Below are 19,671 nucleotides of genomic sequence, written 5' to 3'. Positions count from 1 at the left end.
GGACTCGTACGCCCGGTCTCCCACCGCGCCACCACCGACTGCGAGACCCCCAACAACGCCGCCAGCCCCCGCTGCGAGACGTCCAGGATCCGCCGCACCCGCCTCACCAGCCCCGGCACCTGCCCCGGGAACGGACCCATCCACCACCACTCCCGCTCCGCCGGCGACCAGTTCACCATCGCATCACGCACCGGCCCGACCGGCCCGGCCTGCCCGTCGTCGGGCCCGTCCTGCCCGTCGGGCCCGTCCTGTGTGTTCTGTGCCCCCGTGTCGTCCATCCCCGACACCCACCCTTCCTCGACCCGGGCCCCGCCGCTCGAGGCCACCACACCCCATTCCACGCCCCCGCACCGACACCCGCCCCCGCCCATCCACAACCACCCCCGCCCCGGCGTGCGAACCGTCCCCTGTGGACACCTCGTGGCCCATCAACCCCCGCGGCACAGAGCCTCCGGGACCTCTCCAGGCACGGCCATCACCTCGGCTGGCGACGGCTCGCCGCGGCCTGGCCGGTGCGAGCCCGCGCGACCTCACGATGCTCCCTTGCCCCTGAGTCGCTCACAGACTCACGGGCAAGGGAGCGTCGCCGGCAGGTGCACGAGCCCCTGAGTCGCTCAGAGACTCACGGGCAAGGGCCGATCATCTGGTCCGGGAACGGCGGGGCGGCGGTCGCCCGGGCACGGCAGAGCTACCGGACGCGACCAGCTGGATCGACGGGGTCCGGGACCAGCGAACGGACGCGACAGCGGGCGGGCCGACCCTGAGTGAGTGAGCGCGGGCGGCGCCGCTCGGGTCGGTGAGCGGTCAGGACTGCGGAGCAGGCGCCTTGGAGGCGTCCTGGTTGTCCTTCTGCAGCTGCGGCGGCAGGTGACCGGTCGAGCGGGCGTAGTAGTGCGCGGCGCGACGCGTGGCCAGCATCCGGGCGACGCCGATCAACGTGCCGCTGAGAGCCGCCCACATGATCGCCTCGCTGAGGCCGACATCGGGGTCCGCCGGGTTGGCAGGCGGGTTCTTGCCGGTCGCGGCGCGCCAGGACGAGTTCAGCCCCTTCTTGGCCACGGCAGCCGCACCGATCGCGGCGGCGAGGGAGAAGGCCGAGTAGACCTTGCTGTTGTTGTCCTTGGAGGAAGACGCCATGTCGTCACCCTACCCAGCGGCTCGGCGCGCCCGCCCCGCCTCGAGGGCTGAGACGAGCGCGTCGGGACGACGGCAGCTGACGAGCCAGTACGGGGTGGGGTCAGCCGGGTCGGTGATGTCCACGCGCACGCCCCGCTTGAGGTACGGCCGAAGCACGAGGTGCGCCCGCGCGTCGGCGTCGACACCGGCCTGCCGACGTACGCCGTCGGCGTCGAGGGGGGTGGCTGCGCCCACCAGCGCGAGCGGAATGTGTGCCCGCCCGGCGCGGAGCGTCGTTCCGTCGACCGAGACGCGGGCACGCCCGTACGCGAGGAACAGCGCGACCATGAGCAGCAGCGCGGCGCCGCTGATCGACCAGGCGAGCGCATCGGGCACGGCGACGACGAGTGCGAGCCACAAGGACGCCACGAGCATCGTCCCCTGCGCCCACCAGCGCAGCGGCACGGTGAGGCGTTCGGCGTAGTCCACGGCGCAGAGCCTATAGATTCAGTCCTCGTGCCCGACCACGACCCACACCATGCCGTCGCCCCCGACCTCGACGTCGCCGTCCTCCGCCTCGACCCCGACCTGCCGGTCCCGTCGTACGCCCACCCGGGCGACGCCGGCGCCGACCTGCACACCGCCGTGGACGTCGACCTCGCGCCGGGCGAGCGGGCGCTGGTGCCGACCGGCCTGTCGATCGCGCTGCCGGACGGCTACGTCGCGCTGGTGCATCCACGCTCCGGGCTCGCTGCGCGCCACGGCCTGTCGATCGTCAACACGCCGGGCACGGTCGACGCCGGCTACCGGGGCGAGATCAAGGTCCTGCTGATCAACCACGACCCTGTCGAGGCCGTGACGCTCAGGCGCGGTGACCGCATCGCCCAGCTGGTGATCCAGCGGTTCGAGCGCGCCCGGTTCGTCGAGGTGGGGGTGCTGCCCGAGTCGTCCCGGGGCGCCGGGGGCTACGGTTCTACAGGTACTGGCTCGCGCGCGTGAGCCGGGCCGACCTGTCGAGAAGAGCGCCGATCGAAGGAGTGCTGACGTGAAGTTCCGCCGCAAGGCAGAGGCCGCCCCGGCGTCGACCGACGACGTCGTGGACCCGAGCGCCGTCGACGAGGCCGCCGGCTCGCCCGCCGCACCGGCAGGCGCAGGCGGAGGCGCGAGCGCAGGTCCGCGTGACGTGTCGGAGGTCGAGGGCGACGGCATCGAGCGCGCCGACCTGGGCTCCCTGCTGGTCCCGGCGATCGCGGAGCGCGAGCTGCGGCTCCAGGTGGACGAGAAGTCCGGCCAGGTGCGTGCGGTGATGCTCGCGGGAGCTGACGGTGCCTGCGAGTTCCAGGCGTTCGCCGCTCCTCGCAACGGCGACCTCTGGTCGGACGTCAGGCCCCAGATCGCCGAGGACATGGTGCGGCGCGGTGGCGCGGCGACCGAGCGTGAGGGCCGGTGGGGCACCGAGCTGGTCTGCCAGATGCCCGTGCGCCGTCCGGACGGGACGACCGCGACCCAGCCGTCGCGGATCCTCGGCATCAACGGTGACCGCTGGATGCTGCGCGCGTCGTTCCTCGGGCGACCCGCTCTCGACCCCGACTCCACCACGGAGTGGGAGGACGCGCTCGCCCAGGTGGTCGTACGACGCGGCGAGCAGGCGATGCCCGTCGGCGAGCCCCTCCCGGTCACCCTGCCGGACGACGCCCGCCGGGTCCGGTGAGCGATGGGCGAGAAGAGCCGGCTGCGGCAGGCGCTCTCGAGGTGGGCCGACAGCTCCGAGGCGCACCAGCGCGACCTGCGTGAGTCGCGCGCGTCCACCGCGGCGCTCGCCATCGCCGACGCCCCCGAGCGCGAGCACGTGGTGGTCAGCGGTGTGCTGCGCACCGTGACGCTGCGCCCGCGCGGCGGCGTGCCGGCGCTCGAGGCAGAGCTCGACGACGGCTCGGGCGTCATCACGCTCGTGTGGCTCGGCAGGCGCCGGATCACCGGCGTGGACCCGGGACGCTCGGTGACGGTCGCCGGCTGCATCGGGCGTCAGGGCGGCGTCTCCATCATGTTCAACCCGCGCTACGAGCTGCGCCCATGAGCGAGAAGATCGGCACCGACACGGTCGAGGCCGTGGTGCGCCAGCAGCTGTCCACCGCTCTCGGAGGGCGACGCGGGATGGCCGAGGCGGCCGTGCCGACGATCCTGTTCACCGTCACGTGGCTGACGATGCGCGACCTCGACCGCGCCCTGATGGTCAGCATCGGGTCCGCCCTGGTGCTGCTGGTCGTGCGCCTCGTCCAGCGCTCGACGGTGCAGTTCGTCGTCAACGCCCTCCTCGGCATCGGCATCGGCTGGTTCTTCGTCCAGCGCTCGGCCGCGTCCGGCGGCTCCGAGCAGGAGCAGGCGCTCGCCTACTTCCTGCCCGGCCTGCTCTACAACGGCGGGTACGCCGTGGTGCTGGCGTTCACCTGCCTCATCGGCTGGCCCCTGGTCGGGTTCATGGTCGGCAGCATCACCGGCGACCCCACCGCGTGGCACTCCGACAAGCAGGTCGTGCGGCTGTGCAACCGGCTCACCTGGCTGCTGGTGGCCCCGTGCGTCCTGAGGGTCGTTATCCAGGCGCCCATCTGGCTCGCCGGGAGCTCCGGCTCGATGGACCCCGACGCGGCGGTCGCGGCGCTGGGGGTCCTGAAGATCGCCCTGGGCTGGCCGCTGCAGCTCGCGGCGCTGGGGTCGATGGTCTGGCTGCTCTCACGCAACCGGACGCCGGTCGAGCCGGACGCGACGCCGGCCTGACGACCGGCCCGACCCCGGACCAGGCTCAGGCGTGACCGGGGGAGAGCAGCTGCTCGAGCTCGGACTCGACCTCGGCCGGCACGACGAACAGCAGCTCGTCGCCCGACTCCAGCGGCTGCTCGGCCTCGGGGGTGTAGACCTGACCGTCGCGCAGGATCGTCACCAGCGCGCAGTTCTCCGGGAACGGCACCAGCCCCGCCGGCGTACCGACGTAGGGCGAGTCGGCCGACAGGGTGAGCTCGACCAGGTTGGCGTTGCCCTGGCGGAAGGTGAACAGGCGCACGAGGTCGCCGATCGATACGGCCTCCTCGACGAGCGCCGACATGATGCGCGGCGTCGACACGTTGACGTCGACCCCCCATGCCTCGGTGAACAGCCACTCGTTGTTGGGGTGGTTGACCCGGCCCACGGTGCGCGGGACGCCGAACTCGGTCTTGGCCAGCAGCGAGGTCACCAGGTTGGCCTTGTCGTCGCCGGTCGCGGCGATCACCACGTCGCACTTGCCCAGCTGGGCCTCGGCCAGCGAGGACAGCTCGCACGAGTCGGCCAGCAGCCACTCGGCGTTGGGGACGCGCTCGGGACGGATCGCGGACGGGCTCTTGTCGATGAGCAGGACCTGGTGGCCGTTCTCGATCAGCTCGCGCGCGATCGAACGGCCCACGGCTCCGGCTCCGGCGATGGCGACGCGCATGTCAGCAGTGCTCCTGGCTCAGGTCTGGGTGAGGTGCTCGGTGGGGGGTGCTCGGGCGGTCAGTCGTCTTCAGGGCCGGCCTCGAGCACGGCGTACGCGTGGGCGGCGTTCTCCTCGCGGATGACGAGGTGCAGCATGTCGCCCTCCTGCAGGACCGTCTCGCGGGTGGGCAGCATGCCCTCGCCGAGGCGGTCGATCCACGCGATCCGGCTGCGCGACTGCATCTGGAACTCGACCGTGCGGTTCCCGATCCACACCTCGGGCACCGGGACGTGGTCGACGCGGATCGTGCCGGAGGGGTCGCGGAAGTCGGGCTCTGCACCGGCCGGCAGGATCCGGCGCAGCACCTGGTCGGCCGTCCACTTCACGGTCGCCACGGTCGTGATGCCGAGGCGCTGGTAGACCTCGGCGCGGCCCGGGTCGTAGATACGGGCGACGACCTGCTGCAGGCCGAACGTCTCGCGCGCAACTCGGGCGGCGATGATGTTGGAGTTGTCTCCGCTGGACACCGCGGCGAAGGCGTCCGCCCGCCGGATCCCGGCCTTCTCCAGCACTTGCTGGTCGAAGCCGTAGCCGGTGATCTTGTCGCCGTTGAACTCGGGGCCCAGGCGCCGGAAGGAGTCGGGCTCGCTGTCGATGACGGACACCGTGTGGTTGCGGTCCTCGAGGCTGCGGGCGAGCGTCGAGCCGACGCGGCCACAACCCATGATCACGACGTGCACAACGGAACCGTATCCCAGCGGGGATATCGGCCGCTGCGGGTCTAGGCTTGCCGCCCGTGAGTGTCGGCGACGTGTCCAAGCGGATCCTGCTGGGTCGCAAGCTGCGGAGCAGCCAGCTGGGCGAGACCCTGCTGCCCAAGCGGATCGCGCTGCCCGTGTTCGCCAGCGACGCGCTGTCGTCGGTCGCGTACGCCCCCGACGAGGTCTTCATCATGCTGGCGATCGCGGGCGCGTCGACGTACGTCTGGTCGTGGAAGATCGGCCTCGCCGTCGCGGTCGTCATGCTCACCGTGATCGCCAGCTACCGCCAGACCGTGCACGCCTATCCGTCCGGTGGCGGCGACTACGAGGTGGCCACGGTCAACCTCGGCCGCAACGCCGGCGTCACCGTGGCCAGCGCGCTGCTGGTCGACTACGTCCTCACGGTGGCGGTCTCGATCTCCTCGGCCTCCCAGTACGCCGCCGGGGCGATACCGGTGCTGATCGGGCACGAGGCCACCGTCGGCGTGATCGCGGTGGCGCTCCTGGCGGCGATGAACCTGCGCGGGGTGCGCGAGTCGGGGGCGTTCTTCGCCGTGCCGACCTACCTGTTCATGGTGGCGATCCTCGGCATGTGCGCGTACGGCCTGATGCGCCTCCTGGCCGGGGACCTGCCCGACGCGGAGAGCGCGGACCTCCGGATCGTGCCCCAGGAAGGCTGGGAGGGACCGCTCACCCAGATCGGCCTGATGTTCCTGCTGGCGCGGGCGTTCTCCTCGGGTTGCGCGGCGCTCACGGGTGTCGAGGCGATCAGCAACGGGGTGCCGGCGTTCCGCAAGCCCAAGAGCCGCAACGCGGCCACCACGCTGCTCCTGCTCGGCCTCATCGCCATCACGATGATGATGAGCGTCATCGTGCTCGCCAAGCAGATGACGATCCGCTACGTCGACCCGCATCACCTCGAGCAGCTGCGCACGTCGAGTGGTGCGGTTCCCGAGGGCTACGAGCAGCACCCGGTGATCTCCCAGATCGCCGCCGGGGTCTTCGACCACTTCCCGCCGGGCTTCTACTTCGTCGTCACGGTCACCGGGATCATCCTCGTCCTGGCCGCCAACACGGCGTTCAACGGCTTCCCGGTGCTCGGCTCGATCCTCGCCAACGACGGGCTCGCGCCGCGCTCGCTGGGATCGCGCGGCGACCGCCTGGCCTACAGCAACGGCATCGTCTTCCTCGCCGGGATGTCCATGCTGCTGATCTGGGTCTTCGACGCCGAGACCACCAAGCTGATCCAGCTCTACATCGTCGGCGTCTTCGTGTCCTTCAACCTCAGCCAGCTCGGCATGATCCGGCACTGGACGCGACACCTGCGCACCGAGTCCGACCCGGCCGTTCGCCGGCGGATGATGCGCTCGCGCGCGATCAACACCTTCGGCCTCGGGATGACCGCGGTCGTGCTGGTCATCGTGCTGATCACCAAGTTCCTCGCCGGCGCCTGGATCACGATCCTGGCGATGGGCTTCTTCTTCGCGGTCATGCAGGCGATCGGGCGCCACTACGAGCGCGTCGAGCTCGAGCTCGCGGCCGACGAGCAGGACAAGGTGATGCCGACCCGCGTGCACGCGATCGTCCTGGCCTCCAAGCTGCACAAGCCGACGCTGCGCGCGCTCGCCTTCGCCCGGGCGACGCGGCCCAACGTCCTGGAGGCGATCTACGTCAGCGTCGACCCGCGGGCGACCAACCGGCTGCTCGAGGAGTGGGACGAGCGCCACCTCGACATCCCCCTCAAGGTGCTGCACTCGCCCTACCGCGAGGTCGTGCGGCCGATCGTCGAGTACACCCAGGAGATCCGCCGGGCGAGCCCGCGCGGGGTGGTCGCCGTCTACATCCCCGAGTACGTCGTCGGACGGTGGTGGGAACAGCTGTTGCACAACCAGACTGCGCTGCGGCTCAAGGGTCGACTGCTCTTCACGCCGGGGGTCATGGTCATCTCGGTGCCCTACCAGCTGCGGTCCTCCCAGGCTGCCCAGGAGCGGGGCCGCCTCGACGAGGTGCGCGTCCACGCCGGCGACCTGCGGCGGGGCCGTGTGACCTCGCGCGACAGCGAGCGCCAGGTCGACGAGCCGTGAGCCGCACCAACCGTCCACGCCGGGCCCGGGGCCGCTCGCGCGTCGGGGAGCGCTTCGAGGTCGAGGTCGGGCCGGTGGCCCACGGAGGCCACTGCGTCGCCCGGCTGCCGGAACCCGAGTCCCGCGTCGTGTTCGTACGCCACGCGCTGCCCGGCGAGCGGGTGCTGGTGGAGATCACCGAGGGCACCGAGGGAGACCGGTTCTGGCGCGGCGACGCCGTACGGGTGGACGAGACGTCGGCCGACCGGGTGCCCGTACCGTGCCCCGTCGCGGGGCCCGGCCTGTGCGGCGGCTGCGACTTCCAGCACGTCGCCGTGCCGGCGCAGCGCGACCTCAAGACCGCCGTCGTGCGGGAGCAGCTGGTGCGGCTGGGGCGGCTGCCTGCGGAGTCGGCGATCGTGTCCGGGCTCCACGTCAAGGCGGTCCCGGTGCCCGGACGCGCGGACGACGGCCTGCGGTGGCGCACCCGCCAGAGGTACGCCGCCCTCCCGGACGGACGGCCCGCCATGCGCGCGCACCGCTCCCACGACCTCGTGCCGCTCGAGGACTGCCTCATCGCGGCCGAGGGCGCTCGACCGGCGGACGCACTGGTCGAGGAGGGCGCCCCGCCCGTCGTCCACACCGTCACCGCCGCCGGGCAGTCCCACGACTTCGCCGTGGCGGCCGACGGCTTCTGGCAGGTCCACCCCGAGGCGCCACGCGTCCTCGTCGAGGCCGTCCTCGAGCTCCTCGCGCCGCGTCCGGGGGAGCGGGCGCTCGACCTGTACGCCGGTGTCGGGCTGTTCGCCCGGTTCGTCGCCGACGCGACCGGCACCCGGGTGGTCGCGGTCGAGGCCGACCGCACCGCCTGCCACCACGCGCGCGCCAACCTGGCCGGGCTCGACGCCGCGGCCGTCGAGTGCGGCCCCACCGACCGCGTCCTGCGCACGAGCCTGGACGAGCCGTTCGACCTCGTCGTCCTCGACCCGCCGCGGGAGGGCGCGAAGCGTGCGGTCGTCGAGCAGGTCGTCGACCGTCGCCCGCGCGCGGTGGTGTACGTCGCCTGTGATCCCGCCGCCCTGGGTCGTGACGTGGCGATCTTCGCCGAGCACGACTACGAGCTGACCGCGGTGCGGGCCTTCGACCTGTTCCCGATGACGCACCACGTGGAGTGCGTCGCGCTCCTCGAGCCGCGTCGCCGCTGACCGGCGGACGGGGTTTGCAGGGGTCCCGTACGGGTCCTTCGACCCTTGTCGTCCGGTGCTGGTGACGGCTCCACTGGGAGTGTCCGCAGGTCGTACGGGGAGGTCGCGTTGAGAGCCGTGCATGCCGTCGTGGTCGCGCTCGCCACGGTAGCCGGCGCCTTCACCGCACCCGCTCTCGCCGGCACCGTCGACGACTGGCATGCGCCCGTCCCCCTCACCCGTGGCGGTGCCGACGTCTGGGACCTCGGGCTGAGCCTGGCCGACGACCGGGGCGTGGCCGCCTGGGTGCGTTGGAAGGACGACCGCACCCGCCTGCTCGTCGCCCGGCAGCGCCGCGACGACAGCTGGTCGCCCCCGCGCGTGGTCCGCGGGACCGGCAGGCTCGCCGAGGTGGAGGTCGCCGCGGACGGACGCGGCTGGCATGGACAGCGGGCCGGCGGGTGCTGACCGCGAGGCTGCGGGCCGACGGGTCCACCAGCCCGCCCGTCGTCCTGCACCGCACGCCCGGGGGGCCACTGGGGACGCGCCCGGTCTACCTGCGGCTGGCCGTCAACGCCACCGGCGCGGCGGTCGTGGCCTGGGAGACCATGGACGACGACGAGGCGCCGCCGTTCGCCGACCCGGTGGCGCAGGTGGCCGCCCGCGACGCGGGCGGACCATGGAGCCCGGCGCGGACCCTGTCGACCGACGGTGTCCTCGGCATCCGGCCCGAGGTCTTCGTCGCCCGCACCGGACGGATGACCGCAGCGTGGGGTGAGCGCGACGGTCGCGCATGGTCGGTGCGTGCCGCCTCACGACCCGCCGGAGCGGACTGGGGGAGAAGCGAGCGGTTGAGCGCCGCAAGGGAGCGGGCCGGCGCGCCGCACCTTGCGGGCCTGCCGTCCGGGCTGACGGCGGTGGCCTACGCGTTCCGCTCGGAGGAGTCGGAGGGCATCGCCGTGCGCCACGGGTCGCCCGCAGCACGGTGGTCGTCCCCGGCGCGGATCAGGGGAGCGCGACTTGCGAGCTGGCTCGACGTCGGGCTCGGCCGTACGGACGCGGTCGTCGCTCACACCGACCGCCGCGACGCCGCGTGGGCCGCCTCGGTCTCGCGGACGGGTGTCGTGACCCGCACCCGGCTGCTCCCCGAGGTCTCGGTCTACTACGGCCTGCAGGTGGTGGCCAACCCGTCCGGGGAGGCCCTGGCGGTCTGGGACTCGGTCGCGGGGGACGACCACCCCATCGAGGCGGCCGTACGCCGGCGCGACGGGACCTGGAGCCGTGCGGCGCGGTTGTCCGGCGGCGGGGTCGACGGCTTCCTCGGCGCTCCGGTGATCGCGACGGGCGGTGGCGCGCTCGTGCTGTGGAACGCCGGGGAGGAGACCGACCCGGACTCGTCGCGGGTGTGGGTCAGCAGCCGTCCCGGTCGGGCACGGTGAGAGCCGTCAGCCCGCCGCGTCGTACGCCTCGCTGAGCCAGTCGCGCACCTCGGCGTCCACCTGGCCGGGCGCGTGGAGCTCGAGGTGGTGCATCCAGGTGTGGGCAGAGGGGTGGACGACCTGCTTCCACCGCGGGCTCGCGACCGCGCGCGGGAGGGCGATCGACAGCACCGCGGGGACGTCGCTGGCGACGTACTGTCCGGGACGCCACAGGTAGGCGAACCCGGTGCGGCGGCGGAACGCGACCTGGCTGCGGGAGACCCGCACCTCGTGGGGACCCGACGACGCGACGACCCGTGCGACCACGGCGGCCACGGCCTGGCCGTCGGGGTGCCCGGCGAAGAACCGGACGGCAGGGTGCTCGGCGACCACGGGTCCAGCCTGGCCCCGATGGCCCATGAGGTCGAGTGCCTCGCACCTTCGGGGGAGAACCTCCCCCGACCTCCCGCGATGCCGAACTAGAGTCGGGCGGGTGCGTCTGGTCTCGGCAGTCCTCGGCTTCGTCCTGAGGAAGACGGGCGCGCTCCTCGCGGTGGTGGTGTCCCTCTTCCTGGCCTACCTGCTCGTCCAGGCCGCGATCCCGGCGGTCAAGGAAGCCGTGACCGACCGAGAGCGGCTCCAGCAGATGGCGGCCGAGCGCGCTGCGCTGGAGGAGGACCTCCAGCAGCTGAGGGACGAGGTCGAGGAGGCCCGGCGCGAGGAGGTCGCCGCGCGGCTGGACAGCATCGGCGCCGAGGTCGACGCGCTGGGCGACCAGGTGTCGGACCAGCGGGACGAGGTCGCGGACAAGGTGGCGGAGAGCGAGGAGTGCGGTCGCCTCCGCGAGCTGGTCGAGGACCTGCCGCTGGTGCCCAACACGTGCGACCTCAAGCAGCGGGCCGCCGAGTCGGCCCAGGCGACGCTCGAGACCCTCGAGTCGGGACTCGCCCGGGCCGAGGCTGATGCGTCGGTGCTGGGAGACCCGGACCTGACGCCGCAGCAGAAGCTCGAGCAGGTCGGCGCGGACGGCGCCTTCGCCCGCTCCGAGACCGAGCTCGACGCCGCCGAGTCGGAACTGGCCCAGAAGCAGGCGGAGGAGCGCAGCCTCGAGCAGACGCAGGGGTCCGGCGTCGGGTGGGTCGTCGACCAGTGGGCCCGGTCGTGGCGGTGGCTGGCCGCCGTCGCCCTGGCCGTGCTGCTCCTGCCTCCGGTGCTCAGGACGTTCAGCTACTTCGTCCTGATGCCGCTGGTCCACCGGGCGCACCGGCCGATCAACCTGGCCGGGGGATCGGAGGGGGAGGCCGGCGTGCTCCGTACGTCGGAGGCCGAGCGGACGCTGACGGTCGAGCTCGGCCCCGGCGAGGTCCTGTCCGCGCGCTCGGAGCACGTACGGCCCGTGCAGGGCCGAGCGCGGAGCCATCTCCTCTACGACTGGTCGTCGCCGTTCATCAGCTACGCCGCCGGACTCTTCGCCCTGAGCCGCGTCACGGGTGGTGAACGTGTCACGGCGGCGACGCTGTCGACGCCGGACGACCCGGACTCCTACCTGATGCGCATCGACTTCGTCGACCATCCGGGGCTGGTGATGCGGCCCCGGCACGTCGTGGGTGTCATCGGGACGCCGGAGCTCGGGACGCGGTGGCGCTGGGGGATCCAGTCCTTCGCGACGTGGCAGGTGCGCTACATCCTCTTCTCGGGCACCGGCAGCCTGATCGTCCAAGGTCACGGCGACGTCGTGGCGACGAGCCCCCGGGGAGGGACCACCCGGATGGAGCAGCACCTGGTGATGGGCTTCGACTCCCAGCTGCTCGTGGGCGTCAACCGGACCGAGGTGTTCTGGCCGTACCTGTGGGGCCGGGCGCCGCTGGTCGACGACGAGTTCTCGGGCCAGCACCCGTTCTTCTGGCAGAAGGCCAGTGCCGCCGGTCCCGGCAATCCCGTCGCCCGGGCGTTCGACACCTTCTTCTCCGCGCTCGGCAAGCTTCTCGGCTTCTGAGTCTGGCAAGGTGGCGCCATGGCCAGGTACGCCGTCAACGCCGCCGCCGTCACCCACGCGCGCCGGCTGATCGATGCCCGGCAGTACGTCCTGGACAGCGACTGGGGCGAGGTCCAACCTCGGGCGGAGGCGGAGAACGCCTACCTGGAGCGCCACTCGTGGGAGGAGTACGCCGCGTGGCACCTCGGCCTCACCGAGGGTGCCCGCGACGGGACGAAGGCGCGCTACGCCTTCGCCTACGGGGACCTGCGGCGGGTCCACCGGAGCGGCCTGATCGCGTGCGTCTACCGCGCCTCGGAGTGGCGGCACAAGGCCGTCGAGCTGGCGGCGCACGACCTGCTGCAGCGCCTCGACCAGATGGCGGGGATCGACTGACCCGGAGCCTGGCTCACGACCGTACGGCGCGCGCCAGCGTTGCGAGGGCGGTGTCGCGGTCCGACGCGTCGACCACCGACCACCCATGCTCCGGAGCGAGGTCCAGCAGCTGCCGACGGCCCTCGAGGACGAGGTCGTCGCCCCCGCGCTCCTCGATGATGCGCGACACGACGGCGGTCACCGAGGTCACCTCCCGGGCGTGGAGGCGCTCGAGCAGCGTGTCGGGTGCGACGTCGAGCACCACCCCGACGTACGTCGCGCCGGCCTCGGCAGCGGCGGCCTCGAACCTCTCGGCCTGCGACGGAGTCACGATGAGCTGGGGGAGGACCACGTCACGCCCGGTGCCCAGGTAGGCCGTGAGCAGCGCGAGCGCCGACGAGCGGACGGCCTCACCGGTGCCGATGAAGTCGTCCTCCCAGCCGGACACCCACGACCTCAGCTCGTCGATGTCGAGGAGCAGCGTGCCGGGATGGGCGGCTGCGTGGGCCCGCGCGAGCGTCGACTTCCCGACGCCGGACGGACCGTTGAGGTGGAGGAGGGTCGGCACGCGCCGAACGCTATCCCCGACCATCCCGCCCACTGTGATATCTTGACGTCAAGATACTGCGATGCCAGAACTAAGGGTCGCCTGTCTTCCCGTCCCTTCCGGTGCGACGGCAAGATGGTGGCGAACCCGCGAACTCCCGAGGAGATGTGGCTGATGGCCAGTCAGGACAGCTTCGGTGCCAAGGGCACCCTGGACGTGGACGGACAGTCCTACGAGATCTACCGCCTCGACGCGGTCAAGGGAGAGGGCCTCGACGTCGAGAGCCTGCCCTTCTCGCTGAAGGTGCTGCTGGAGAACCTGCTCCGCACCGAGGACGGCGCCGACATCACGGCCGACCACATCAAGGCGATCGCCGGCTGGGACGCCGCCGCCGACCCCGACCAGGAGATCCAGTTCACGCCCGCCCGCGTGATCATGCAGGACTTCACCGGCGTCCCCTGCGTCGTCGACCTCGCCACGATGCGCGAGGCGATGGCCGAGCTCGGCGGCGACGCCACGAAGATCAACCCGCTCGCGCCGGCCGAGATGGTCATCGACCACTCCGTCATCGCCGACGTCTTCGGCTCCGCCGACGCCTTCGAGCGCAACGTCGAGATCGAGTACGAGCGCAACCGCGAGCGCTACCAGTTCCTGCGCTGGGGCCAGGGCGCCTTCGACGACTTCAAGGTCGTCCCGCCGGGCACCGGCATCGTCCACCAGGTCAACATCGAGCACCTCGCCCGCGTGGTGATGACGCGCGAGACGGCTGACGGGACGATGGCTGCCTACCCCGACACCTGCGTCGGCACCGACTCCCACACCACGATGGTCAACGGCATCGGCGTGGTCGGCTGGGGCGTCGGCGGCATCGAGGCCGAGGCCGCGATGCTCGGCCAGCCCGTCTCCATGCTGATCCCGCGCGTCGTGGGCTTCAAGCTCTCCGGCGAGCTCCCCGAGGGCTCGACGGCCACCGACCTCGTGCTCACGATCACCGAGATGCTCCGCGAGCACGGTGTCGTCGGCAAGTTCGTCGAGTTCTACGGCGAGGGCGTCTCCGCGCTGCCCCTGGCCAACCGCGCCACGATCGGCAACATGAGCCCGGAGTTCGGCTCCACGATCGCCGTCTTCCCGATCGATGAGCAGACCGTCGACTACCTGCGCCTCACCGGCCGGTCCGAGGAGCAGCTCGCGCTCGTCGAGGCGTACGCCAAGGAGCAGGGCCTCTGGCACGACCCGAGCGCCGAGCCGCGCTACAGCGAGCGTCTCGAGCTCGACGTCTCGACCGTCGTCCCGTCGCTGGCCGGCCCGAAGCGCCCGCAGGACCGCGTGGAGGTCACCAAGGCGCAGGAGAGCTTCGAGAAGGCGCTCGCCGACTACACCGAGGACCGCGACGCCAAGGCGACCGTCAGCCTCGACGGCCAGGAGTTCGAGATCGGCCACGGCGCCGTCACGATCGCCGCGATCACCTCGTGCACCAACACCTCCAACCCGAGCGTGATGATCGGTGCGGCTCTGCTCGCCAAGAACGCCGTCGACAAGGGCCTGACCCGCAAGCCGTGGGTCAAGACCACGCTGGCCCCCGGATCCAAGGTCGTCTCCGACTACTACGACCGCTCGGGCCTCACGCCCTACCTCGACAAGCTGGGCTTCAACCTCGTCGGCTACGGCTGCACGACCTGCATCGGCAACTCCGGTCCGCTCATCCCCGAGGTCAGCGCCGCGGTCAACGAGGCCGACCTCGCGGTCGTCTCGGTGCTCTCGGGCAACCGCAACTTCGAGGGCCGGATCAACCCCGACATCAAGATGAACTACCTCGCGTCGCCGCCCCTCGTCGTGGCGTACGCGCTGGCCGGGTCGATGGACCTCGACCTGTTCAACGACGCGCTGGGCCAGGACCAGGACGGCAACGACGTCTTCCTCAAGGACATCTGGCCGAGCCCGGCCGAGGTCGAGGAGACCATCGCGCAGGCGATCAACTCCGAGATGTTCGGCGAGTCCTACCAGGACGTCTTCGCCGGTGACGAGCGCTGGCAGTCCCTGCCCACCCCGGAGGGCAACACCTTCGAGTGGGACGAGAACAGCACGTACGTTCGTCGTGCGCCCTACTTCGACGGCATGCCCGACGAGCCGGAGCCCGTCACCGACATCACCGGCGCGCGCGTGCTGCTCAAGCTCGGCGACTCGGTGACCACCGACCACATCAGCCCGGCGGGTGCGATCAAGAAGGACAGCCCGGCGGGCACGTACCTCGCCGAGCACGGTGTCGAGCAGCGTGACTTCAACTCCTACGGCTCGCGCCGCGGCAACCACGAGGTCATGATCCGCGGCACGTTCGCCAACATCCGCCTGCGCAACCAGCTCGCGCCGGGCACCGAGGGTGGCGTGACGCGCGACTTCACGACCCCCGACGGCGACGTGACCAGCGTGTTCGAGGCCAGCCAGAACTACCAGGCCGCTGGCACGCCGCTGGTCGTGCTCGCCGGCAAGGAGTACGGCTCGGGCTCCTCGCGCGACTGGGCCGCCAAGGGCACCGCGCTGCTCGGGGTCAAGGCCGTCATCGCCGAGTCGTACGAGCGCATCCACCGCTCGAACCTCATCGGCATGGGCGTCATCCCGCTGCAGTTCCCCGCCGGCAAGACCGCCGACGACCTGGGCCTCACCGGCGCCGAGGTGATCTCCATCAGCGGGATCACCGCGCTCAACGACGGCACCACGCCCAAGACGGTCACCGTCCGGGTCGAGCCGGCCCCCGGCACCGACCAGGCGCACGGCGAGACCAGCGAGTTCGAGGCGACCGTGCGCATCGACACCCCTGGCGAGGCGAACTACTACCGCAACGGCGGCATCATGCAGTACGTCCTGCGCAACCTGCTGCGCGGCTGAGCACCGCTCGAGCGACCCTGACGGGCCGCGTCCGGGACCTCCTGGGCGCGGCCCGTCCGCGTGTCCGCCGTAGTTCGGGACGTTCTGGTAGGTCTCGACCCCGTTCGGCCTACCAGTTCGTCCCTGACTACCGGAAAAGGTCCCGGGTCCGACCCCTCCGGTTGCCCGGCTCGAGGCGTGTCGACATGTGAGGCTGTCCCACCACTCGAGGAGATCTCATGACCGCACCCGCTGGCGACGTCGCCGACCGGCTCGAGAGGCTCGCGGTGCTCGCGCCCGGCGACGGCATCGACCCCGACGCGGTCTGGACTCGCGGTCGGCGGCGCCAGCGCGTACGCCTCGGCGCCGCGCTCACAGCCGTCGCGGCGGTCGGTCTGCTGGGGACCACAGCGACCCCGCTGCTCGTCGAGCGCGCCCAGCAGGTCGAACCGGCCGGAGCGGACCCCCGGATGGTGCTTCCGGACGTGATCCGCCAGCCCGGCGGGTGGGAGCCGCAGTTCCCGGGCACGCCCGGTCGGCTGTCCGCGGTGGGGGTCGGCACGAGGGCCGGCCTGTGGTCGGACCGCAACGCGTGGTGGGGCGTCTCCGCGGCCACGGGGGAGTCTCGGTTCTTGGACCTGCCCGGCGCGCTCGAGCTCAGCCCGGCCGCCCTCTCGGACGACGGGTCGCACGTGGCGTACTGGATCGCGACGACCGCCGACGCCGACGCCCTCGGTCCGAGCGGGGACGGCATGGCGCTCGCCGACGGGGTCGCCGTGCTCGACCTCGAGACCGGCGAGCGCGAGACCTGGACCATCGAGTCCGAGCACGGGCTCTGGATCGGGGGCCTCGCGTGGGCCGGCGACGTGCTGTGGTGGTCGGCTGGGTCCGCGCGGCTGCTCGAGAAGGATGCGATCGGCGCGCGGCAGCGGACCCGGACGTGGGACCTCGGTACGGGTGAGCGCGACGACAGCCCGGGCTCGGCGCAGCGCGTCACTGCCAACGGCGTCGGCGACGCACCAGGCGGCTTCGTCGAGCTGCGCGGCTCGCAGCGCCTGACCGTCGTGAGCGGCGCGGTCCCCACCACCGTCCGGCTCACCCTGCCGGACGACGCACCCGCGGGGGCCGGGACGACCGACCCGACAGTGAGCACCGACGGCTCGCTCGTGGCGACGCTGCTGATGCCCGACGCGAGCACCTACGACGAGTCTCCCAAGCCGGTCGTCGTCGGCGACCTCGGGAGCGGTGAGATCACCCTGCGCCGCGTCGGCGGCGTGTCCGCGCAGTCCGTCCTCGGATGGCGGTCGCCCAGCGAGGTGCTCGTCGGGGGCCTCGACGACGTGGGCGAGGGCCGCCCGCGGCAGGTGAACCGCGTCTGGACGCTCGACGTGGCCACCGGTGAGCGCGAGGCGCTGCTGGAGTTGTCGGGGAACTTCCCGGATGTCGCGGCCGAGGCGTGGACGGCGGACGTCGTCGCGGCCCCCGACGCGCCGTTCGCCCCCGACCCCCGGCTGGTCGGCCTCGGCCTCGTGGTCGCCACGTTCGCGGCGTGGCGCGTCGTCGTACGGGCCAGGGGGCGCCGTGAGCGCGCCTGAGGGCTTCTCCGAGTTCGTCCTCGCCCGGCAGGCGGCGCTGCTGCGCACGGCGTACCTCCTCACCGGCCATGCCCAGGATGCCGAGGACCTCGTCCAGACGACGCTGGTCAAGGTCGTGCCCCACTGGCGCCGCATCCGCGACAACCCCGAGCCGTACGTCCGCCGGACCATGGTCAACGAGAACGTCTCGCGCTGGCGCCGTCGCCGGTGGCGCGAGGAGAGCACCGACGTGCTGCCCGAGCAGCTGGCGGACGGCGCCGACCACGCCGACCTGCTCGCCGTACGCTCCGCCCTGGCCGGCCTCGCGCCGCGACAGCGGGCGGTGCTGGTGCTGCGCTACTACGAGGGGCTCTCCGAGGCCGAGATCGCGGCCACCCTCGGCATCGCCCCCGGCACGGTGAAGTCGCAGGCCCGCGACGGACTGGCGCGGCTGAGGGACGCGCTCCCCGCCGGCGAGGAGGCCGGGGAGGGCGCCGGTAGCCTGACGCGGTGAGCGACCCCCACCCGTACGAGCAGCCGCGCGCCAACCGACTGCCGCTGGTGCTGGCCGGCGTCGCCTCGGCGCTGGTGCTCGGCGCGGCGCTCGTCGCCCCGCTGGTCGACGGGGCGCTCCGCGGCGACGAGCAGGAGCAGCGTGCCCTCGACCTCAGCCTCGTGGAGACCTGGGAGATCACCGACCGGGCGCACACGACGGGCGACGTGACCTACCCGCAGGACCCGCCGGCCGGCGGCGCGCACGCGCCGATCTGGCTTGCGTGCGGGGTCTATGACGAGCCGGTCCGTGAGGAGAACGCTGTCCACGACCTCGAGCACGGGACGGTCTGGATCACCCACGACCCGGACCTGTCGGCCGCGGACATCGAGAGCCTGGCCGCCCAGCTGCCCGACAACGGCATCATGTCGCCGCGCGACGGCCTGCCGTCGCCGGTCGTGGTGACCGTCTGGGGCGCCCAGCTGCGGCTCGACGGCGCCGACGACGAGAGGCTCGCGCTGTTCGTCGCGGAGTACGGGGACGGGCACACCGCCCCGGAGTTCGGCGCCTCCTGCGAGGGCGGCACCCCCGACCCGCAGGGCGGGCTGCCGGGCGAGGGTGCCGACGCCTGAGACGCCTGTCCCGGTCGCGAGCCGACCACGGGCTAGCGTGGCGGCCATGATCGTGGCCTTCTCGCTCTCGCCCATGTCCAGCGACCCGACCGGGTCCGTCACCGAGGCGGTCGCCGCCGCCGTCCGGGTCGTGCGTGAGTCGGGGCTGCCGCACGAGACCAATGCGATGTTCACCAACATCGAGGGGGAGTGGGACGAGGTGATGGCCGTGGTCAAGCGCGCCGTCGACGTCGTCGCCGAGGTGTCCCCGCGCGTCGGGCTCGTCCTCAAGGCGGACATCCGCCCGGGCTACGACGGCCAGCTCACCGCCAAGGTGGAGCGGATCGAGGAGGCGCTGCGCGATGCACAGTGAGACCAGGACCTACCGCACGGGCGGCGAGGAGGTCGTGCTCGACCTGACCCGCGACGCGGCGGACGTGGTCGCCGGCCGGGGCGACGGGCTGCTGCACGTCTTCGTGCCGCACGCGACCGCCGGGATCGCGGTCATCGAGACCGGAGCGGGGTCCGACGACGACCTGCTGGCCGCGCTCGGTGACCTGCTCCCGGCCGACGACCGCTGGCGGCACCGCCACGGTTCGCCGGGTCACGGCCGGTCCCACGTGATGCCGGCCATCGTGCCGCCGTACGCCACGGTGCCCGTGCTGGGCGGTCGGCTCGCCCTCGGCACCTGGCAGAGCATCTGCCTGGTGGACCTCAACGTGGACAACGCCGAGCGCGAGGTGCGCTGGTCCTTCCTCGAGGGCTGACGCCGCTGGGCGTCCGAACACGTGTTCGATAGACTGGAGCCGTGTTCCCGGCTCCGCAACCACGCCAGCGCCCGACGCCGCCCGATGGCCACCCGGGCGTCGTGCCGCCGGGGTGGCCGCGGCAGGTCCGTCCACCCGACGCGCCCGACTGGGAAGCCACGGCGGCGAGCTGGCTGCTCGACCTGTGCCCGCCCGACTACCGCCGGTTCCCGGGCCTGCGACGCCACGTCGTGGTCCTGGCCCGGTTCGCCGTGCTGCACGTGGAGGCCCAGCAGGCGGCGACCCGGCGTGGCCTGAGCGAGATCCGCGGCGACCTCCGGGGGGTCGCCACCGAGGGGGTCGTGCTCGCCGCCGTGCAGACCTTCCAGCTCGAGGACGCCCGGCTGCAGGCCGTACGCCGCGAGGTCGGCCTCGTGGAGGACGCGCTGCGCGGGCGTCGCTACCGTCAACGCATGTGAGCGCTGGCTAGGGTCGCGG

24 protein-coding genes are annotated in these 19,671 nt (G+C 72.5%); 17 read left to right on the top strand and 7 right to left on the bottom strand.

Annotated features, from left to right (window positions below):
- The 3 genes from IE200_RS16795 to IE200_RS16785 all read right to left on the bottom strand — a co-directional run.
- On the bottom strand, positions 1-278 hold a 278-nt coding region (locus IE200_RS16795; protein ID WP_191280628.1), incomplete at its 3' end, for a helix-turn-helix domain-containing protein.
- Between the two features lie 526 nt (positions 279-804).
- A complete protein-coding gene (locus IE200_RS16790; protein WP_191280627.1) occupies positions 805-1,137 on the bottom strand; it encodes a DUF4235 domain-containing protein in 333 nt (110 codons plus the stop codon).
- Between the two features lie 9 nt (positions 1,138-1,146).
- Entirely contained in the window at positions 1,147-1,605 is a 459-nt protein-coding gene (locus tag IE200_RS16785) for a DUF3093 domain-containing protein (RefSeq protein ID WP_191280626.1), read from the bottom strand.
- Positions 1,606-1,632: 27 nt separating this feature from the next.
- Between IE200_RS16785 and dut the strand changes: the two genes are divergently transcribed.
- The 4 genes from dut to IE200_RS16765 are packed head-to-tail and all read left to right on the top strand — an operon-like array spanning position 1,633 to position 3,891.
- The gene (dut, locus tag IE200_RS16780) at positions 1,633-2,115 is read left to right on the top strand and encodes a dUTP diphosphatase (protein ID WP_268245561.1); all 483 of its coding nucleotides are present in this window, start codon (positions 1,633-1,635) and stop codon (positions 2,113-2,115) included.
- Between the two features lie 46 nt (positions 2,116-2,161).
- Positions 2,162-2,827, top strand: a complete 666-nt coding sequence (locus IE200_RS16775; RefSeq protein WP_191280625.1) for a DUF3710 domain-containing protein — start codon at positions 2,162-2,164, stop codon at positions 2,825-2,827.
- 3 nt (positions 2,828-2,830) lie between these two features.
- Positions 2,831-3,193 (top strand): OB-fold nucleic acid binding domain-containing protein, encoded by a 363-nt coding sequence (locus IE200_RS16770; RefSeq protein WP_191280624.1) that lies wholly within the window; start codon positions 2,831-2,833, stop codon positions 3,191-3,193.
- On the top strand, positions 3,190-3,891 hold the full coding sequence (locus IE200_RS16765; RefSeq protein ID WP_191280623.1) for a DUF3159 domain-containing protein: 702 nt from the start codon (positions 3,190-3,192) through the stop codon (positions 3,889-3,891). The genes IE200_RS16770 and IE200_RS16765 overlap by 4 nt, the downstream gene beginning before the upstream one ends.
- Before the next feature lie 25 nt (positions 3,892-3,916).
- Here IE200_RS16765 and IE200_RS16760 read toward each other — a convergent pair whose 3' ends face one another.
- Complete coding sequence (locus IE200_RS16760; RefSeq protein ID WP_191280622.1) at positions 3,917-4,582, bottom strand: potassium channel family protein; 666 nt, start codon at positions 4,580-4,582, stop codon at positions 3,917-3,919.
- 59 nt (positions 4,583-4,641) lie between these two features.
- Complete coding sequence (locus tag IE200_RS16755) at positions 4,642-5,304, bottom strand: potassium channel family protein (RefSeq protein WP_191280621.1); 663 nt, start codon at positions 5,302-5,304, stop codon at positions 4,642-4,644.
- A 56-nt stretch (positions 5,305-5,360) separates the two neighbouring features.
- Between IE200_RS16755 and IE200_RS20855 the strand changes: the two genes are divergently transcribed.
- The 4 genes from IE200_RS20855 (at position 5,361) to IE200_RS16740 (ending at position 10,011) form a co-directional block, all read left to right on the top strand.
- Entirely contained in the window at positions 5,361-7,409 is a 2,049-nt protein-coding gene (locus tag IE200_RS20855; RefSeq protein WP_229856702.1) for an APC family permease, read from the top strand.
- The gene (locus IE200_RS20850) at positions 7,406-8,593 is read left to right on the top strand and encodes a class I SAM-dependent RNA methyltransferase (protein WP_229856700.1); all 1,188 of its coding nucleotides are present in this window, start codon (positions 7,406-7,408) and stop codon (positions 8,591-8,593) included. The genes IE200_RS20855 and IE200_RS20850 overlap by 4 nt, the downstream gene beginning before the upstream one ends.
- A 108-nt stretch (positions 8,594-8,701) precedes the next feature.
- On the top strand, positions 8,702-9,040 hold the full coding sequence (locus IE200_RS16745) for a hypothetical protein (protein ID WP_191280620.1): 339 nt from the start codon (positions 8,702-8,704) through the stop codon (positions 9,038-9,040).
- Entirely contained in the window at positions 9,034-10,011 is a 978-nt protein-coding gene (locus IE200_RS16740) for a hypothetical protein (protein WP_191280619.1), read from the top strand. Before IE200_RS16745 ends, IE200_RS16740 begins: the two co-directional genes overlap by 7 nt.
- Positions 10,012-10,017: 6 nt before the next feature.
- On the opposite strand, the gene IE200_RS16735 is transcribed toward IE200_RS16740, so the two are convergent.
- Positions 10,018-10,383 (bottom strand): DUF5655 domain-containing protein, encoded by a 366-nt coding sequence (locus IE200_RS16735; RefSeq protein WP_229856698.1) that lies wholly within the window; start codon positions 10,381-10,383, stop codon positions 10,018-10,020.
- Between the two features lie 100 nt (positions 10,384-10,483).
- Here IE200_RS16735 and IE200_RS16730 point away from each other — a divergent pair, with 100 nt between their 5' ends.
- Positions 10,484-11,986 carry a hypothetical protein gene (locus IE200_RS16730; protein WP_191280617.1) on the top strand — a complete coding sequence of 501 codons (1,503 nt, stop codon included), beginning with the start codon at positions 10,484-10,486 and terminating at the stop codon, positions 11,984-11,986.
- An 18-nt stretch (positions 11,987-12,004) separates the two neighbouring features.
- The gene (locus IE200_RS16725) at positions 12,005-12,361 is read left to right on the top strand and encodes a hypothetical protein (RefSeq protein WP_191280616.1); all 357 of its coding nucleotides are present in this window, start codon (positions 12,005-12,007) and stop codon (positions 12,359-12,361) included.
- Positions 12,362-12,374: 13 nt separating this feature from the next.
- Here IE200_RS16725 and IE200_RS16720 read toward each other — a convergent pair whose 3' ends face one another.
- Positions 12,375-12,908, bottom strand: a complete 534-nt coding sequence (locus IE200_RS16720; RefSeq protein WP_191280615.1) for an AAA family ATPase — start codon at positions 12,906-12,908, stop codon at positions 12,375-12,377.
- 153 nt (positions 12,909-13,061) lie between these two features.
- Here IE200_RS16720 and acnA point away from each other — a divergent pair, with 153 nt between their 5' ends.
- The 7 genes from acnA (at position 13,062) to IE200_RS16690 (ending at position 19,652) form a co-directional block, all read left to right on the top strand.
- Positions 13,062-15,770, top strand: coding sequence for an aconitate hydratase AcnA (gene acnA / locus IE200_RS16715; RefSeq protein ID WP_191280614.1), 2,709 nt, complete (start codon positions 13,062-13,064; stop codon positions 15,768-15,770).
- Positions 15,771-15,988: 218 nt separating this feature from the next.
- Positions 15,989-17,344 (top strand): hypothetical protein, encoded by a 1,356-nt coding sequence (locus IE200_RS20845; RefSeq protein ID WP_229856697.1) that lies wholly within the window; start codon positions 15,989-15,991, stop codon positions 17,342-17,344.
- The gene (locus IE200_RS16710) at positions 17,331-17,837 is read left to right on the top strand and encodes a SigE family RNA polymerase sigma factor (protein ID WP_229856696.1); all 507 of its coding nucleotides are present in this window, start codon (positions 17,331-17,333) and stop codon (positions 17,835-17,837) included. Before IE200_RS20845 ends, IE200_RS16710 begins: the two co-directional genes overlap by 14 nt.
- On the top strand, positions 17,834-18,448 hold the full coding sequence (locus IE200_RS16705; protein WP_191280612.1) for a DUF3105 domain-containing protein: 615 nt from the start codon (positions 17,834-17,836) through the stop codon (positions 18,446-18,448). Before IE200_RS16710 ends, IE200_RS16705 begins: the two co-directional genes overlap by 4 nt.
- Positions 18,449-18,494: 46 nt before the next feature.
- Complete coding sequence (locus tag IE200_RS16700; protein WP_191280611.1) at positions 18,495-18,800, top strand: thiamine-binding protein; 306 nt, start codon at positions 18,495-18,497, stop codon at positions 18,798-18,800.
- Positions 18,790-19,194 (top strand): YjbQ family protein, encoded by a 405-nt coding sequence (locus IE200_RS16695; protein WP_191280610.1) that lies wholly within the window; start codon positions 18,790-18,792, stop codon positions 19,192-19,194. The genes IE200_RS16700 and IE200_RS16695 overlap by 11 nt, the downstream gene beginning before the upstream one ends.
- A 41-nt stretch (positions 19,195-19,235) precedes the next feature.
- On the top strand, positions 19,236-19,652 hold the full coding sequence (locus tag IE200_RS16690; protein ID WP_229856695.1) for a hypothetical protein: 417 nt from the start codon (positions 19,236-19,238) through the stop codon (positions 19,650-19,652).
- Positions 19,653-19,671: the final 19 nt, after the last annotated feature.

It is taken from the genome of Nocardioides flavus (ex Wang et al. 2016) (genome assembly GCF_014653115.1).
In the GTDB taxonomy this organism is placed as follows: domain Bacteria; phylum Actinomycetota; class Actinomycetes; order Propionibacteriales; family Nocardioidaceae; genus Nocardioides; species Nocardioides flavus.
Note: the sequence above shows the minus strand (reverse complement) of the source record. Positions and strands in the feature narration are given on the sequence as shown.

What these genes read in the sequence shown, in the direction of transcription:
- IE200_RS16790 (WP_191280627.1), bottom strand. Translation starts at nt 1,137, where the DNA reads ATGGCGTCTTCCTCCAAGGACAACAACAGCAAGGTCTACTCGGCCTTC.
- IE200_RS16770 (WP_191280624.1), top strand. Translation starts at nt 2,831, where the DNA reads ATGGGCGAGAAGAGCCGGCTGCGGCAGGCGCTCTCGAGGTGGGCCGAC.
- IE200_RS16765 (WP_191280623.1), top strand. Translation starts at nt 3,190, where the DNA reads ATGAGCGAGAAGATCGGCACCGACACGGTCGAGGCCGTGGTGCGCCAG.
- IE200_RS16760 (WP_191280622.1), bottom strand. Translation starts at nt 4,582, where the DNA reads ATGCGCGTCGCCATCGCCGGAGCCGGAGCCGTGGGCCGTTCGATCGCG.
- IE200_RS16725 (WP_191280616.1), top strand. Translation starts at nt 12,005, where the DNA reads ATGGCCAGGTACGCCGTCAACGCCGCCGCCGTCACCCACGCGCGCCGG.
- acnA (WP_191280614.1), top strand. Translation starts at nt 13,062, where the DNA reads ATGGCCAGTCAGGACAGCTTCGGTGCCAAGGGCACCCTGGACGTGGAC.
- IE200_RS20845 (WP_229856697.1), top strand. Translation starts at nt 15,989, where the DNA reads ATGACCGCACCCGCTGGCGACGTCGCCGACCGGCTCGAGAGGCTCGCG.
- IE200_RS16700 (WP_191280611.1), top strand. Translation starts at nt 18,495, where the DNA reads ATGATCGTGGCCTTCTCGCTCTCGCCCATGTCCAGCGACCCGACCGGG.
- IE200_RS16695 (WP_191280610.1), top strand. Translation starts at nt 18,790, where the DNA reads ATGCACAGTGAGACCAGGACCTACCGCACGGGCGGCGAGGAGGTCGTG.